The 15,077-nt window shown below is 73.0% G+C and carries 7 protein-coding genes; 4 read left to right on the forward strand and 3 right to left on the reverse strand.

Going from position 1 to position 15,077, the window contains the following annotated elements; translation table 11 throughout:
• Positions 1-54: 54 nt before the first annotated feature.
• Both ACFVX6_RS23220 and ACFVX6_RS23225 read right to left on the reverse strand, forming a co-directional pair.
• Positions 55-4,218: a UvrD-helicase domain-containing protein gene (locus tag ACFVX6_RS23220; RefSeq protein WP_389694323.1), complete on the reverse strand. Its 4,164-nt coding sequence runs from the start codon at positions 4,216-4,218 to the stop codon at positions 55-57.
• Between the two features lie 288 nt (positions 4,219-4,506).
• The gene (locus ACFVX6_RS23225) at positions 4,507-4,854 is read right to left on the reverse strand and encodes an MGMT family protein (RefSeq protein WP_250741795.1); all 348 of its coding nucleotides are present in this window, start codon (positions 4,852-4,854) and stop codon (positions 4,507-4,509) included.
• A gap of 130 nt (positions 4,855-4,984) precedes the next feature.
• On the opposite strand from ACFVX6_RS23225, the gene ACFVX6_RS23230 reads away from it, so the two are divergent.
• Positions 4,985-7,726 carry a YbhN family protein gene (locus ACFVX6_RS23230; RefSeq protein WP_389694325.1) on the forward strand — a complete coding sequence of 914 codons (2,742 nt, stop codon included), beginning with the start codon at positions 4,985-4,987 and terminating at the stop codon, positions 7,724-7,726.
• A 41-nt stretch (positions 7,727-7,767) separates the two neighbouring features.
• On the forward strand, positions 7,768-8,772 hold the full coding sequence (locus ACFVX6_RS23235) for a GNAT family N-acetyltransferase (protein WP_389694327.1): 1,005 nt from the start codon (positions 7,768-7,770) through the stop codon (positions 8,770-8,772).
• A gap of 34 nt (positions 8,773-8,806) precedes the next feature.
• Here ACFVX6_RS23235 and ACFVX6_RS23240 read toward each other — a convergent pair whose 3' ends face one another.
• Positions 8,807-9,556 (reverse strand): YwiC-like family protein, encoded by a 750-nt coding sequence (locus ACFVX6_RS23240; protein ID WP_389694329.1) that lies wholly within the window; start codon positions 9,554-9,556, stop codon positions 8,807-8,809.
• 230 nt (positions 9,557-9,786) lie between these two features.
• Here ACFVX6_RS23240 and ACFVX6_RS23245 point away from each other — a divergent pair, with 230 nt between their 5' ends.
• On the forward strand, positions 9,787-13,509 hold the full coding sequence (locus ACFVX6_RS23245; RefSeq protein WP_389694331.1) for a nitrate reductase subunit alpha: 3,723 nt from the start codon (positions 9,787-9,789) through the stop codon (positions 13,507-13,509).
• Between the two features lie 3 nt (positions 13,510-13,512).
• The gene (gene narH, locus ACFVX6_RS23250; protein ID WP_389694333.1) at positions 13,513-15,066 is read left to right on the forward strand and encodes a nitrate reductase subunit beta; all 1,554 of its coding nucleotides are present in this window, start codon (positions 13,513-13,515) and stop codon (positions 15,064-15,066) included.
• Positions 15,067-15,077 lie beyond the last annotated feature (11 nt).

Below are 15,077 nucleotides of genomic sequence, written 5' to 3' on the forward strand. Positions count from 1 at the left end.
GTGCCGGGCCGGGGTGCCGCCTGCCTCGGGCCGGCCCCGCCCGGTCGGCGCGGCCTACTCCACCGTCTGGCGGCCCTCCGGGCGGGCGCTGCACGAGGCGCGGAAGGAGCAGTGGTCGCAGTGCTTGCCGAGGGCGGGTGCGAAGCGCTCGTCGAGGACCCGGCCGGCTGCGGTGGCGAGCAGGTCGCCGACCCATGCGCCGGAGGCGCCGCCCTCCAGGGCCTGCTGCGCCTGGATCTTGGGCACCGTGTCGCCGCCCTCCCGCTGGGCGGCGCCCTGGCGCAGCTGCACGAGTTCGGCGCCGCCCGGTGCGGGGCGCAGGCCGTCGAAGACCTCGTCGACGGCGCCCTCGCGCACGGCGAGCTGGTACACGGCGAGCTGCGGGTGGCGTTCGACTTCCTTGGCGGTCGGCGCGGACTTGCCGGTCTTGAAGTCGACGACGTACGCGCGCCCCTGCGGGTCCGCCTCGACCCGGTCCATGGAACCGCGCACCCGGACGGCGTACTCCCCCGCGTCGAGGGTGACGTCGAAGTCGTGCTCGGTGGCCACGGTCGCCCGGCCCCCGCGGTCGGTGGTGTGCCAGCGCAGGAAGCGCTCCAGGGCGGCGCGGGCGTTGTCCTTCTCCTGGCGGGACTTCCAGGGGGCGTCGAAGGCGAGCGAGTCCCAGACGGAGTCGAGGCGCTCCATGAGGACGGCGAGGTCGGCGGGGGTGCGGCCGGAGGCGACCTCGTCGGCGAGGACGTGGACGACGTTGCCGAAGCCCTGGGCGGCGGTGGAGGGGGCGTCGGCCTTGACCTCGCGGCCCAGGAACCACTGGAGGGAGCAGGTGTTGGCGAGCTGCTCCAGGGCGGAGCCGGACAGGGCGACGGGGTGGTCGCGGTCGCGCAGCGGGACGCTGCTGCGGGTGGGCTCGTACAGCCCCCACCAGCGCTGCGGGTGCGCGGCGGGGACGAGCGGGCGGTCCTCGTCGTCGGTGAGCACGGCGAGGCGGGCGAGGCGTCGGGCGGCGGCGTCGCGCAGGGCGGGCGAGGCGTCGGGGTCGACGGTGGTGGCGCGGAGTTCCGCGACGAGCGCGGGGACGGCAAGGGGGCGGCGGGGGCGGCCGGTGACGTCCTTGACGGGGACGCCGAGCTCGGTGAGCAGGCGGGAGGGCTGGTCGCCGTCCTCGGCGGGGGCCTTGACGGCGGTGACGACGAGGCGGTCGCGGGCGCGGGTGGCCGCGACGTAGAAGAGGCGGCGCTCCTCGGAGAGGAGCGCGCCGGGGGTGAGGGGCTCGGCGAGGCCGTCGCGGCCGATGCGGTCGGCTTCGAGGAGGGAGCCGCGGCGGCGCAGGTCGGGCCAGAGCCCTTCCTGTACGCCCGCGACGACGACGAGTCCCCACTCCAGGCCCTTGGAACGGTGCGCGGTCATGAGGCGGACGGCTTCGCGGCGGACGGCGCGGGGGGTGAGGGTGTCTCCGGCGATGTCCTCGGCTTCGAGCTGTTCGAGGAAGTTGAGGGCGCCGCGGCCGCCGGTACGTTCCTCCGCGCGGGCGGCGGTGTCGAAGAGCGCGCAGACGGCGTCGAGGTCGCGGTCGGCGTTGCGGCCGGCGGGGCCGCCGCGGCGGGCGCTGCGTTCGAGGCGCTGCGGCCAGGGGGTGCCGTCCCAGAGGGTCCACAGGACCTCCTCGGCGGTGCCGCCGCCGGCGAGGAGCTCGCGGGCCTTGCGCAGCAGCAGGCCGAGGCGCTGCGCTCCGCGGGCGTAGGCGGGGTCGTGGGCAACGAGCCGCTCGGGCTCTGCGAGGGCTCTGGCGAGGAGGACGTCGGAGGGCGCGGGTGTGCGGACCCCGGCGGCCCGTTCCTCGTCGCGCAGCGCGCGGCCGAGGCGGCGGAGGTCTGCGGCGTCCATCCCGCCGAGCGGCGAGGACAGCAGCACGAGCGCGGCCTCGACCCCGATCCACCCTTCGCCTGCGGCGGGCTCGACGGCTTCGCCGGCCCCATCGGCCTGCCGCTCGCCCGGCTGCGCACCCTCCGCTGCGGCGGGCCCGTCGGCGGAGCCGGGCAGCTCGGTGCCACCTTCGGTGGCGGGGGCGGGGGCTCCGGCGCCCACGGCGCCGGAAACACCGTCGACTGCTTCGGGCAGCGCACCCGCCGCCGTGGCCGGGGCGTCGGCGGAGCCGGGCGAGCCGGTGCCGCCTTCGGCGGCGAGGGTTTCCCGCCCGCCCACCCCGAAGTTGCGAGCAGGCTCGCTCACACCGGCGCCTGCCGCGCCGAAGGCGGCCCCGACTCCGTCGGAGAGCACACCCTCGACCCCGGCCGGTTCACCGGCGGAGCCGGGCAGCCCGGAACCGGGCACGGCCTCCCGGCCGGGCAGGGCGGGGCCGGGGACGTTCCCGGCTTCGTCGGGCAGCCCGTCCTCCGCGCGCGGGGCCTCGGCGGACCCGGACACCGCATCCGGGCCGGGCAGGTCGGCGGAACCGGACATGCCATCCGGGCCAGGCAGGTCGGCGGAGCCGGACACGCCCTGCGGACCGGCCGGGCCTGCGGGGCCGGACATGCCCTGCGGACCGGCCAGGTCGGCGGAGCCGGACACGCCCTCCGAGCCGGGCAAATCGGCGGACACCGCCTCCGGGCCGACCAGGTCTGCGGAGCCGGACAGGCCCTCCGCACCAGCCAGGTCGGCAGAACCGGACACGCCCTCCGGGCCGGGCAAATCGGCGGACACCGCCTCCACACCAGCCAGGTCGGCAGAGCCGGACACCCCCTCCACACCTGCCAGGTCTGCGGGGCCGGACATACCCTCCCGACCGGCCAGGTCTGCGGACACCGCATCCGCGCCGGGCACGTCGGCCGGGGTAGGCGGGGGTGGTCCTGGGGTGGTTGGGGGGAGGGCCGATTCCGCGAGGGTGCGGAGGGCCGTGAGGAGGGGGGCTATGGCCGGCTCGTGGCGGAGGGGGGAGTCCGTGCCGTCCGTTTCGGCCGGGACTCCCGCCGCGATCAGGGCGCGGCGCATCTGCGGCAGGGTGCGGCCGCCCGCGCGGACCAGGACGGCCATGTCCTTCCACGGCACGCCCTCCTCCAGGTGGGCCCGGCGCAGGATGTCGGCGATGTTGTCCAGTTCGGCGCCGGCCGTGGGGTAGGTGAACACCTCGACCCGGCCGCCCTCGCGGGTCGACGCGAGCGCGCGGTGGGCCCGTACCGCCGCCGAGGGGAGGCGCGGCACCGACATGCGGGTGGTCAGGTGGCGGGTGGCGGCCAGGAGGACCGAGGACGAGCGGCGGGAGACCGTCAGGGCACGGACCTCCGCTCCGGGGAAGGAGGTCTCGAAGTCCAGGATGTTGTTGATGTCCGCGCCGCGGAAGGCGTAGATCGACTGGTCGGGATCGCCGAAGGCGGTCAGCCTCCCGGAAGGGCCGGCCAGTGCGCGCAGCAGGCGCAGCTGCGAGGCGTCCGTGTCCTGGTACTCGTCCACGTAGATCACGTCGTACAGGGAAGAGAGCGACGGGGTGCGCTCCGCCAGGAGGACCGCGCGGTGGAGGAGTTCCGCGTAGTCCAAGGTGCCCTGGAGGTCCAGGACGTCCAGGTACTCGGCGAGGAAGGCCGCCGCCGCCTTCCAGTCCGGCCGGCCGAGGCGGGACGCGAAGTCGGAGAGGGCCGCCGGTCCCAGGCCCAGTTCGCGGGCGCGGGCGAGCACCGCGCGGACCTCGTCGGCGAAGCCCCGCGTGGTCAGCGCGGCCCGCAGGTCGTCCGGCCAGCGGATCGAGCGGATCCGGCGCTGGCCTTCGAGGAGGGTGCGGACCATGACGTCCTGCTCCGGGCCGGAGAGGAGTCGCAGCGGGTCCGCGAAGAGTTCGGCGTCCTGGTGGGAGCGGACCAGTCCGTAACAGAAGGAGTGGAAGGTGGTGGCCTGCGGGGCGCGCGCGCCGCCGAGCCGCAGGGCGGTCCGGTCGCGCAGCTCCACCGCGGCCTTGCGGCTGAAGGTGAGGATCAGGACCCGGGCGGGGTCGGTCCCGGACTCCACGCGGGCCGCGACCGCCTCGACCAGGGTGGTCGTCTTTCCGGTGCCCGGTCCGGCCAGGACCAGCAGCGGGCCGCCGGTGTGCTCAACCACCGCGCGCTGCGCTGCGTCCAGCACAGGGGGATCCACCCGCTCCGCACCGGTACGCACCAGGCGGTACGCGTCCGGGGTCCGCGTACGCCGCCGCTCGGAGCGGTGGCCGTCGGAGGAAGAGGTGTTCACGTGGGGTGCCGGTCCTGGTGGGTCTGCCGTTGCGGCGGTCGCTGCCGCAGCGGTTGCTGCTGCTGTGGTGACGGCCCGGGCGGTGGCCGTGGCCGAAGCCTTGGCCGAAGCGGTGTACGAAGCGGTGGCCGAAACCGAAGCCGAAGGGGCAACGCTACGGCACGGCGCGCGGCGGGCGCAGTTTCCCCGGGACTCCCGTCCTCACTGCCATCCGGTCCCACGCGTCCCTCTTACGGGGCTTCGCACGTCCCTTCGACCACCCCTCCGGGCCGCACATGGCCGAAGCTGTCACATGTGACCTTCGTCCCGCGCTGTGTCCCCGCCGTCCCCGTCCCAGCGCGCCCGCCGCATGTCGAGCCGCGGTTCGCCGTCGCCGGTGAGCCGCAGCGGGGTGGCCTCGGCCCGGTAGTTCTCCAGCGCCCTGCGCTCGCTGCCGGGCAGCGGACGGCCGTCCGCCCGCACCACCCGCCACCAGGGCACGGCTCCCCCGTACAAGGCCATGACGCGGCCCACTTGACGGGGTCCGCCCTCGCCGAGCCACTCCGCGATGTCGCCGTACGTCATCACCCGGCCGGGCGGAATCCGCTCGGCCGCCTCCAGCACCCGCTCCGCGTACGCCGGCAGCTCTTCGCTCATTCGGCCCATGGTGCCGCACCGGACCGACACGGGAGCGTCAAGAGCGTGGAAGCCCGCGTTCCGGACCGGCTCGCACCCTGCTGCCCCGCGCGGCCGCCGGTCCATGCCACCATCTTCCGGGCGGTGACGCGTGATACGTGATCAAGAAGAGACGGAAGTGACGGGAAGGGAGCAGGGTGTGAGTCCTCCGGACGGCGCGGCGACGAACGACGGCGCGCGCCCAGACGAAGGCCCGCCACCGGGTCACGAGGACGTCGAGACCCCGCACGGACACGCCCCCACGGCCGCCGACCAGGTCGAGGTCGACGAGCCGCTGCTCGCCGCCCGTGTGCACCGCCCCTCCGACCTCGTACGCCTCCTCGTCGGGATCCTCGGCATCGCCGTCGTCCTCGGCATCGCCGCCTTCGCCCACGGCACCACCGCGGGTCTGGAAGCCGACATCAGCAACGGCACCGGGCAGGCGCCCGACGTGCTGATCAAGGTCGCCGGGCTGGTGTCGAGCATCGCGGTGCTCCTCGTCCCGGTCGCCTTCGCCATCGAGCGGCTGATCAAGCGCGACGGGCTGCGCATCGCCGACGGCGTGCTCGCGGCCGTCCTCGCGCACGGGGTCACCCTCGCCACCGACCTGTGGGTCTCCCAAGGGGCCCCCGAGACCATCCAGGAAGCCCTCACCCGCCCCACCGGGGCCGGCGGGGCCCTCACGGATCCGGTGCACGGCTACCTCGCGCCCGTGATCGCGTACATGACCGCCGTGGGGATGACCCGGCGCCCGCGCTGGCGGGTCGCGCTGTGGGTGGTCCTGCTGCTGGACGCCTTCGCGATGCTGGTCGGCGGCTACACCACGCCCTTCTCGATCATCCTGACCGTGCTCATCGGCTGGAGCGTCGCGTACGGAACCCTGTACGCGGTCGGCTCGCCGAACGTCCGGCCCACCGGGCAGAACCTCCTCGCGGGCCTGCGCCGGGTCGGCTTCCAGCCGGTCAGCGCGATGCGCGCCGAGTCCCCTGAGGGTCCCGACAGCACCGAGGTCAGCGACCGCGGGCGGCGCTACCACGTCACCCTGGAAGACGGCCCGCCGCTCGACGTCACCGTCGTGGACCGGGAGCAGCAGGCCCAGGGCTTCTACTACCGGGTCTGGCGCCGCCTCACGCTGCGCGGGATCACCACCCGGCGCAGTCTGCAGTCCTTGCGCCAGGCGCTGGAGCAGGAGGCGCTGCTCGCGTACGCGGCCATCGCGGCCGGGGCCAACGCGCCCAAGCTCATCGCCACCTCCGAGCTGGGTCCGGACGCCGTGATGCTCGTCTACGAGCACCTGGGCGGCCGGAGCCTGGACTCGCTGGCCGACGAGGAGATCACCGACGAGCTGAGCCGCAACGCGTGGCAGCAGGTACGGGCCCTGCAGTCCCGGCGGATCGCACACCGGCGGCTCACCGGGGACGCCCTCGTGGTGGATCGTTCCGCCGGCGGCGCCACGGCGGACACCATCACCCTGACCGACCTGCGCGGCGGCGAGATCGCCGCCGGCGACCTCGTGCTGCGCATGGACATCGCGCAGCTGCTCACCACCCTCGGCCTGCGGGTCGGCGCCGAGCGCTCGGTCGCCTCGGCGGTGTCGGTGCTCGGCCCGGACGCGGTGGCGGACTGTCTGCCGCTGCTCCAGCCGATCGCGCTGAGCCGCTCCACGCGGGCGACGCTGCGCAAGCTGGCGCGGGAGCGGGCGGACCGGGAGCGGGAAGCCGTACTGGATTCCTCGCGGGCGGCGAAGGCCTTGCGCGAGGCGGGCTCCGCTTCGCCCGCCACCCGCTCCGCAGGCGAGAAGAAGGCCGAGAAGAAGGCCTTGGACGACGCGCTCGACGGGGCCCGCGAGGAGGATCTGCTGAGCCAGATCCGCCAGCAGGTGCTGCTGATCCGTCCGCAGGCGCCGGTGGAGCCGGCCCGGCTGGAGCGGATCCGGCCGCGCACGCTGGTGTCGTTCATCGCCGGCGCGTTCGGCGCGTACTTCCTGGTCACGCAGATCGCGCACGTCGACTTCGCCACCACCATCGGCGATGCGCAGTGGGGCTGGGTCGGGGTGGCGCTCGCCTTCTCGGCGCTCACCTATTTCGCGGCGGCGATGAGCCTGCTGGGCTTCGTACCCGAGCGGGTGCCGTTCCTGCGGACCGTACTGGCCCAGGTCGCCGGATCCTTCGTGAAGCTGGTGGCTCCAGCGGCGGTCGGCGGTGTCGCGCTGAACACCCGTTTCCTCCAGAGGGCCGGCATCCGGCCGGGGCTCGCGGTGGCCAGTGTGGGCGCCTCGCAGCTCTTCGGGCTGGCGAGCCACATCCTGCTGCTGCTGTCCTTCGGCTATCTGACGGGGACCGAGAAGACCCCCGAGATGACCCCGTCGAGGACGGTCATCGCGGGTCTGCTGACAGTGGCCGTCCTGGTGCTGGTGGTCACGGCCGTGCCCTTCCTGCGGAAGTTCGTGGCGACCCGGGTGCGGGCGCTGTTCGCGGGAGTGGTCCCGCGCATGCTGGACGTGCTCCAGCGGCCGCAGAAGCTGCTGACCGGCATCGGCGGGATGCTGCTGCTGACGGGCTGCTTCGTGATGTGCCTGGACGCCTCGATCCGCGCCTTCGGGGGCGGCGAGGCCATCAGCTACGCGAGCATCGCGGTGGTCTTCCTGGCGGGCAACGCCCTGGGCTCGGCCGCTCCGACGCCGGGCGGCATCGGAGCGGTGGAGGGTGCGCTGACGCTGGGTCTGGTCGCGGCGGGGCTGGACGGCCAGGTGGCGTTCTCGGCGGTGCTGCTGTTCCGCGTGGTGACGTTCTGGCTGCCGGTGCTGCCGGGATGGATCTCCTTCAACTTCCTGACGCGCAAGGAAGCGATCTAAACCCCTGGAGCCCGGTCGGCGGGCCTGCCTAGGCTGGCCGGATGGACGGGACTAGCGGGACGAGCGGAACGAGCGGGCTCAACGAGATCAGCGGCATGCGCGTCGTGCCCGACCAGGGCGAGTGGCGGGGCGGCTTCGAGGAGCGGGTGCTCGCCGGGTACCGGGCCGCGGGATGCTCGGAGCCCCTCTCCCGGGCCCTGCTGGAACGGGCGCTGAAGGGCGTCGACGGCTGGACGGTGGCCACGGACGGCGCCGGATGGATCGCGGTCGGGGTGTCCGAGGACAACGGGGCGACCGTGGGCCGGATCCACGACCTGACGGCGGCGGGACCGGACGCGGCGACCGCGGCTCGCACGTGGGCCGAGCGGTGGTGCGCCGAGCGGGGCGCCGGCCGGGTGGAGGTCCGGCTCACCGGCGGAGCGGGAGCCGAGGCCGGGGCCGAAGCCGGAGCCGAACCGGGACCCGCAGCCACGGCCACGGCCACGGCCACGGCCACAGGAACATCCACAGCCGGACCGTTCGCCGGCTATCCCGTACGCGGCCAGAACCGCCTGCGGGCCGCCGCCGAGCACCCCGCCCTGCCGCCGGGCCTCACCGTGCGCCCGCTCACCGCCGAGGAGTACCCCGGCTGGTACGCCGGCGAGGAGGCCGCGTACGTGGCGGACATCGTCCGGGCCGGGGCCCTGACCCCGGAGCAGGCCAAGGCCAAGTCCGACGAGGACTTCGCCCGTCACCTCCCGCAGGGCTACGCGACCCCCGGGCACGCCTTCTACGCGCTGGAGGCCGACGGGCAGGTGGTCGGCACGGGCTGGGTCAACCACGGCTACCTGCCGGGCGTCACCTTCGGCTTCTCGCTGGAGGTGTACGAGGAGCACCGCGGCAAGGGCTACGGCCGCGCCGCGATGTCCGTCGGTGAGTGGGCCGCCCGGCAGGGCGGCGACGGGGCGCTGATGTTCAACGTGTTCGGCGGCAACGAGGTGGCGATGAGCCTGTACGACCGCACGGGCTTCGCCGTCCTGGACGAGTTCCGCTCGCTGCCCCTCTGACCCCCGCTCCCCCTCCGTGGCGCCCCGCGGCCCGTCAGAAGATCAGCAGCAGTGAAGCCAGCAGGGCCGCCGACCCGGCGATTTCGACGGCGCCGACCACCGCCACCTTGAGCCCGCGGCCGGGGAGCGCCGCGGCCCGGGCCAGGTAGGCCGCGAAGGGAAGGGCCAGCCACGGGGAGAGCCAGGCAGCCAGGGCGGCGGCCACTGCGTGGTAGGTCACCGAGCCGCGGTAGTACGTACGGGAGTTGCGTTCCCTGATCATCGTCTTCACGTACGGGACCGTGCCCGCGAAGTACAGCAGGCAGGCGGCGGCGGGCGCCCACGGCAGCCCTCCCCCTCCCAGCCGTGCGGCCACCGGCAGCATCCCGCAGGCCGGGACCACCGCGGCCAGTCCGTTGACCAGGTCCCGCTCGCGGTTCTGCAGCGCGAACCAGGAGTTCACGGCCACGAAGGGCGCCGCCGCCGCGCCCGCGAGCAGCAGCCAGGGGTGGAGCACCGCGAGCGGGATCCCCGCCAGGGCGGTCACCGCGCCGAGGACGAGCGCCGGGCGGACGTGCCGCCGGGCCACCGCCGGGCGCCGGGCGGCGACCCGGCGCAGGCGCAGCCACTGCTGGGCGTGGAAGACCGCGCAGTAGCCGAGGAGCCAGGCCGCCAGGAGGAGCGCGTGCTGCCATCCCGGCCGCGGCGAGAGGAACGTGCCCGCGAGGAAGGGCACGGTGAGCATCGCCCACGCCCCGTGCTGGTCCGGGATCCAGGCCGTTTTCTTCCCCTTGTTCCGGGACACCTCGGCGCAGCCTTCCGCTAATTGGTATTCGGCCTCGTAATTTCCGTCTCCGCAACGGAGTTGGCCTCTTCCAGCGTGGCATCCACTCGGCCTGTGAAAGACCGGAATTAGGTCACGCCCGTACGGGACCTTTGTCATCGGATTCGCCTCTGCGCCGGGCGTAGCGTCGTGTCTGGGTCTTCTTGCCCGGACCCCACGCACCGCCTTTTATTCCGGCCTGGAGGGTCGCCTTGCACGAGCGCCACATACGCGACGGACACCAGGACGCCGCCGAATCGCTGATCAAGGCGGGAAGCTTCTTCAGGACCGCCGAAGTCTCCGACGACCTGCGGACCGTCCACCACACCGGCGGCCGCGCCGCGGAGGCCTTCTACCGGGACCGGTGGAGCCACGACAAGGTCGTGTACTCCACCCACGGCGTGAACTGCACCGGCTCCTGCCGGTGGAAGGTGTACGTCAAGGACGGGATCATCACCTGGGAGACCCAGTCCACCGACTACCCCTCCGTGGGTCCCGACAGCCCCGAGTACGAGCCCCGCGGCTGCCCGCGCGGCGCCTCGTTCTCCTGGTACTCCTACTCCCCCACCCGGGTGCGCTACCCGTACGTGCGCGGCGCCCTGCTGGAGATGTACCGCGAGGCCAAGGCGCGCCTCGGGGACCCGGTCGAGGCCTGGGCCGACATCCAGTCCGACCCGGTGCGCCGGCGTACGTACCAGCAGGCGCGCGGCAAGGGCGGGCTGGTGCGGGCGACGTGGGAGGAGGCGACGGAGATCGTCGCCGCCGCGCACGTGCACACGATCAAGGAGCACGGCCCGGACCGGGTCGCCGGCTTCTCGCCGATCCCGGCGATGTCGATGGCCTCGCACGCGGCCGGCGCCCGTTTCCACTCGCTCATCGGCGCGCCGATGCTGTCCTTCTACGACTGGTACGCCGACCTCCCGGTCGCCTCCCCGCAGGTGTTCGGTGACCAGACGGACGTCCCGGAGTCGGGCGACTGGTGGGACGCCGCGTACCTGATGATGTGGGGCTCGAACGTCCCCGTCACGCGCACCCCGGACGCCCACTGGATGGCCGAGGCCCGCTACCGCGGCCAGAAGGTCGTCACCGTTTCCCCGGACTACGCGGACAACACCAAATTCGCCGACGAATGGATGCACCCGCACCCCGGTACGGACGGTGCGCTGGCCCTCGCGATGGGTCATGTCATCCTCAAGGAATTCTTCGTCGACAAGCAGACCCCCTTCTTCACGGATTACGTCCGCCAGTACACGGACCTGCCCTTCCTGGTTTCCCTCACCGAGACCGAACAGGGTCTGGTTCCCGGCAAGTTCGTCACCGCAGCCGATCTCGGCCAAACGGGTCTTCCGGACGCGGGCGAGAACGCCCAGTGGAAGACCGTGCTGATCGACGACACGACCGGCGAGATCGTCGTCCCGAACGGCACGCTCGGCCACCGCTGGGGCAAGAACGAGAAGCCCGAGTGGAACCTCGAACTCGGCGACACCGTCCCGCGCCTGACCCTCCACGGCACCGCCGACGACAGCGTGGAGATCACCCTCCCCCGCTTCGAGGACGACGAACAGGGCGTGGACCAGGACGGGAAGCCGCGCGGCACGATCCGCCGCGGTGTGCCCGTACGGCGCCTCGCGACCGCGGACGGGGACCGGCTGGTCACGACCGTCTTCGACCTGATGCTGGCCCAGTACGGGGTCGGCCGCGAGGGCCTGCCCGGCGTGTGGCCCACCGGTTACGAGGACGCGAGCGCCCCGGGCACCCCCGGCTGGCAGGAGTCGCTGACCTCGGTCCCGGCGGCCCAGGCGGCGCGCGTGGCGCGGGAGTTCGCGCAGACCGCCGAGCAGTCGAACGGCCGCTGCATGATCCTGATGGGCGCGGGCACCAACCACTGGTTCCACTCCGAGACCATCTACCGCTCCTTCCTGGCCCTGCTCACCCTCACCGGCTGCCAGGGCCGCAACGGCGGCGGCTGGGGCCACTACGTCGGCCAGGAGAAGTGCCGTCCGGTCACCGGCTGGGCGACGCTGGCCGCCGCCTCCGACTGGTCGCGCCCGCCGCGCCAGATGATCGGCGCGGCCTGGTTCTACCTGCACACCGACCAGTGGCGCTACGACACCCTGCCGGCGGAGGCGCTCGCCTCCCCGCTCGGCAGCGGCGCCTTCGCCGGCATGACGGGCTCGGACTGCCTGGCGGCGAGCACCCGGATGGGCTGGATGCCCTCCTACCCGACCTTCGACCGCAACCCGCTGGAGCTCGGCGAGGCCGAGGACCCGGTCGCGGAGACGGTCCGGCAGCTCAAGAGCGGCGAGCTGGGCTTCGCCGGCGAGGACCCGGACGCCCCGGGGAACTGGCCGCGCGTGCTCAACGTGTGGCGGGCCAACCTGCTGGGCTCCAGCTCCAAGGGCAACGAGTACTTCCTCAAGCACCTGCTGGGCACCCACTCCAACCTGCCCGAGGACGGGCCGCGCTGCACGCCCAAGGACGTGACGTACCGGGAGGAGGACGTGGAGGGCAAGCTCGACCTGCTCATGTCCATGGACTTCCGGATGACCTCCACGACGCTGCTGTCCGACGTGGTGTTCCCGGCGGCCACCTGGTACGAGAAGCACGACCTGTCCTCCACGGACATGCACCCCTTCCTGCACGCCTTCACCCCGGCCGTGGACCCGCCCTGGCAGGCCCGCTCCGACTACGACGCCTTCAAGGGGCTGGCCGAGCGCTTCGGCGAGCTCGCCAAGACCCACCTGGGCGTGCGCAAGGACCTGGTCGCCACCGCCCTCCAGCACGACACCCCGGGCGGCGAGATGGCCCAGCCCGGCGGGGTCGCGCTGGACTGGTCGAAGGGCGAGTGCGAGCCCGTACCGGGCCGGACCATGTACAACCTGGCGGTCGTGGAGCGGGACTACGGGGCGGTCGGCGAGAAGTTCGCCGCGCTCGGGCCGCTCGTGGACGAGCTGGGCGTGACGACCAAGGCGATCACCTTCGACGTGGGCGAGGAGGTGGCCTACCTCGGCGCGAAGAACGGCACGGTCCGCGGCGGCGTCGCCGACGGCCGCCCGCGCCTGGAGACCGCGCAGCAGGCCTGCGAGGCGATCCTCTCGCTGTCGGGCACCAGCAACGGCCGCCTCGCCACGCAGGGGTTCGAGACGCTGGAGAAGAAGGTCGGCACCCCGATGGCCCACCTGGCCGCCGAGGCCGAGGGCAAGCGGATCACCTTCGCCGACACCCAGGCCCGCCCGGTCCCGGTGATCACCTCGCCCGAGTGGTCGGGCTCCGAGTCCGGCGGGCGCCGGTACACGGCCTTCACGGTCAACACCGAGCACCTCAAGCCCTGGCACACCCTCACCGGCCGCCAGCACTTCTTCATCGACCACGACTGGCTGCACGAGGTCGGGGAGTCCCTGCCCGTCTACAAGCCGCCGCTGAACATGCACACCCTGTACGGGGAGCCCGAGCTCGGCACGGTCGACGAGAAGGCCAAGTCGGTGGCCGTCCGGTACCTGACCCCGCACAACAAGTGGGCGATCCACAGCCAGTACCAGGACAACCTCTACATGATGACCCTGGGCCGCGGCGGCCAGACCGTGTGGATGTCCCCGCAGGACGCCGAGGCGATCGGGGTCGCGGACAACGACTGGATCGAGGCGGTCAACCGCAACGGCGTGATCACCGCCCGCGCGATCGTCTCCCACAAGATGCCGCCCGGCACGGTCTACATGAACCACGCGCAGGAGCGCACGGTCGGCGTCCCCAAGACGGAGAAGACGGGCCGCCGCGGCGGCATCCACAACTCGCTGACCCGGGTGATGCTCAAGCCCACCCACCTCATCGGCGGTTACGCCCAGCTGACCTGGGCCTTCAACTACCTCGGCCCGACCGGCAACCAGCGCGACGAGGTGACGGTCATCCGCCGCCGCGACCAGAAGGTGGAGTTCTAACAGATGCCCCCTCGCGAAGCGAAAATCGGACGAGTGATGGCACAGGTCGCGATGGTCATGAACCTCGACAAGTGCATCGGCTGCCACACCTGCTCGGTCACCTGCAAGCAGGCGTGGACCAACCGGCAGGGCACCGAGTACGTCTGGTTCAACAACGTCGAAACCCTCCCCGGCCAGGGCTACCCGCGCCGCTGGGAGGACCAGGAGAAGTGGAAGGGCGGCTGGGAGCGCACCCGCTCCGGCAAGCTCCGCCTCAAGGCGGGCGGCCGCCTCGCCAAGCTGGGCAAGATCTTCGCGAATCCGGACCTGCCGGAGATCGACGACTACTACCAGCCCTGGACCTACGAGTACAAGAACCTCACCGAGGCCCCGGCGGGCAACGACATCCCCACCGCCCGGCCGGTCTCCCAGCTCACCGGCGAGCCCATCGACAAGATCGAGTGGGGTCCGAACTGGGACGACAACCTCGGCGGCGCGCCCACGCACGCCCTGCAGGACCCGATCATCGAGAAGATCCGCGACGAGGTCGGCGAGAAGATCCGCTTCGAGTTCGAGCAGAGCTTCATGTTCTACCTGCCGCGCATCTGCGAGCACTGCCTCAACCCGGCGTGCGTCTCCTCCTGCCCCTCCGGCGCGATGTACAAGCGCGAGGAGGACGGCATCGTCCTGGTCGACCAGGACCAGTGCCGCGGCTGGCGGATGTGCGTGACCGGATGCCCGTACAAGAAGGTGTACTTCAACCACCAGACCGGCAAGGCCGAGAAGTGCACCTTCTGCTTCCCGCGCATCGAGGTCGGCATGCCGACCGTGTGCTCGGAGACCTGCGTGGGCCGGATGCGCTACCTCGGCGTGATGCTCTACGACGCCGACAAGGTGGCCGAGGCCGCCGCGGTCGAGGACGAGCACGATCTGTACCCCTCCCAGGTGGAGTGCTTCCTGGACCCCGCGGACCCGGCCGTGATCGCCGCCGCCCGCGCGGCCGGCATCACCGACGAGTGGCTCGACGCGGCCCGCAACTCCCCGGTCTACGACCTGATCGCCACCTATCAGGTCGCCCTCCCGCTCCACCCGGAGTACCGGACGATGCCGATGGTCTGGTACGTCCCGCCGCTCTCCCCCGTCGTCGAGGCGGTCGCCGCCACCGGCAGCGACGGCGAGGACGCCGGGAACCTGTTCGGTGCCATCGACGCGATGCGCATCCCCGTCGAGTACCTCGCGGAGGTCCTCACCGCCGGCGACACCGTGCCCGTGGAGGCGGTGCTGCGCCGGATGGCCGCGATGCGCGCCTACATGCGCCGCGTCAACCTGGGCGAGGAGCGGGACGAATCGATCGCGCGGGCCGTCGGACTGTCCGGGCAGGAGATGGAGGACATGTTCCGGCTCCTCGCCATCGCCAAGATCGAGGACCGCTTCGTGGTCCCCAGCGCCGCGCGGGCCGAGGCCGACGCGCTGGCCGACTCGCACCCGCTGGACGACGCGGACCGGGGCTGCCCGGTGAGCGCGCTGCCCGAGCCCCGGGTGATGCTCAACCTCGGTACCACCAGGAGGAGTTCGTGAGCCAGGACCGG

It is taken from the genome of Streptomyces sp. NPDC058289, from assembly GCF_042880975.1.
Classification (GTDB): Bacteria; Actinomycetota; Actinomycetes; order Streptomycetales; family Streptomycetaceae; genus Streptomyces; species Streptomyces stoeckheimensis.

Excerpts from the sequence above, each read along its gene's own strand:
- ACFVX6_RS23225 (WP_250741795.1), bottom strand. The coding sequence starts at position 4,854 with ATGAGCGAAGAGCTGCCGGCGTACGCGGAGCGGGTGCTGGAGGCGGCC.
- ACFVX6_RS23235 (WP_389694327.1), top strand. The coding sequence starts at position 7,768 with ATGGACGGGACTAGCGGGACGAGCGGAACGAGCGGGCTCAACGAGATC.
- narH (WP_389694333.1), top strand. The coding sequence starts at position 13,513 with ATGCCCCCTCGCGAAGCGAAAATCGGACGAGTGATGGCACAGGTCGCG.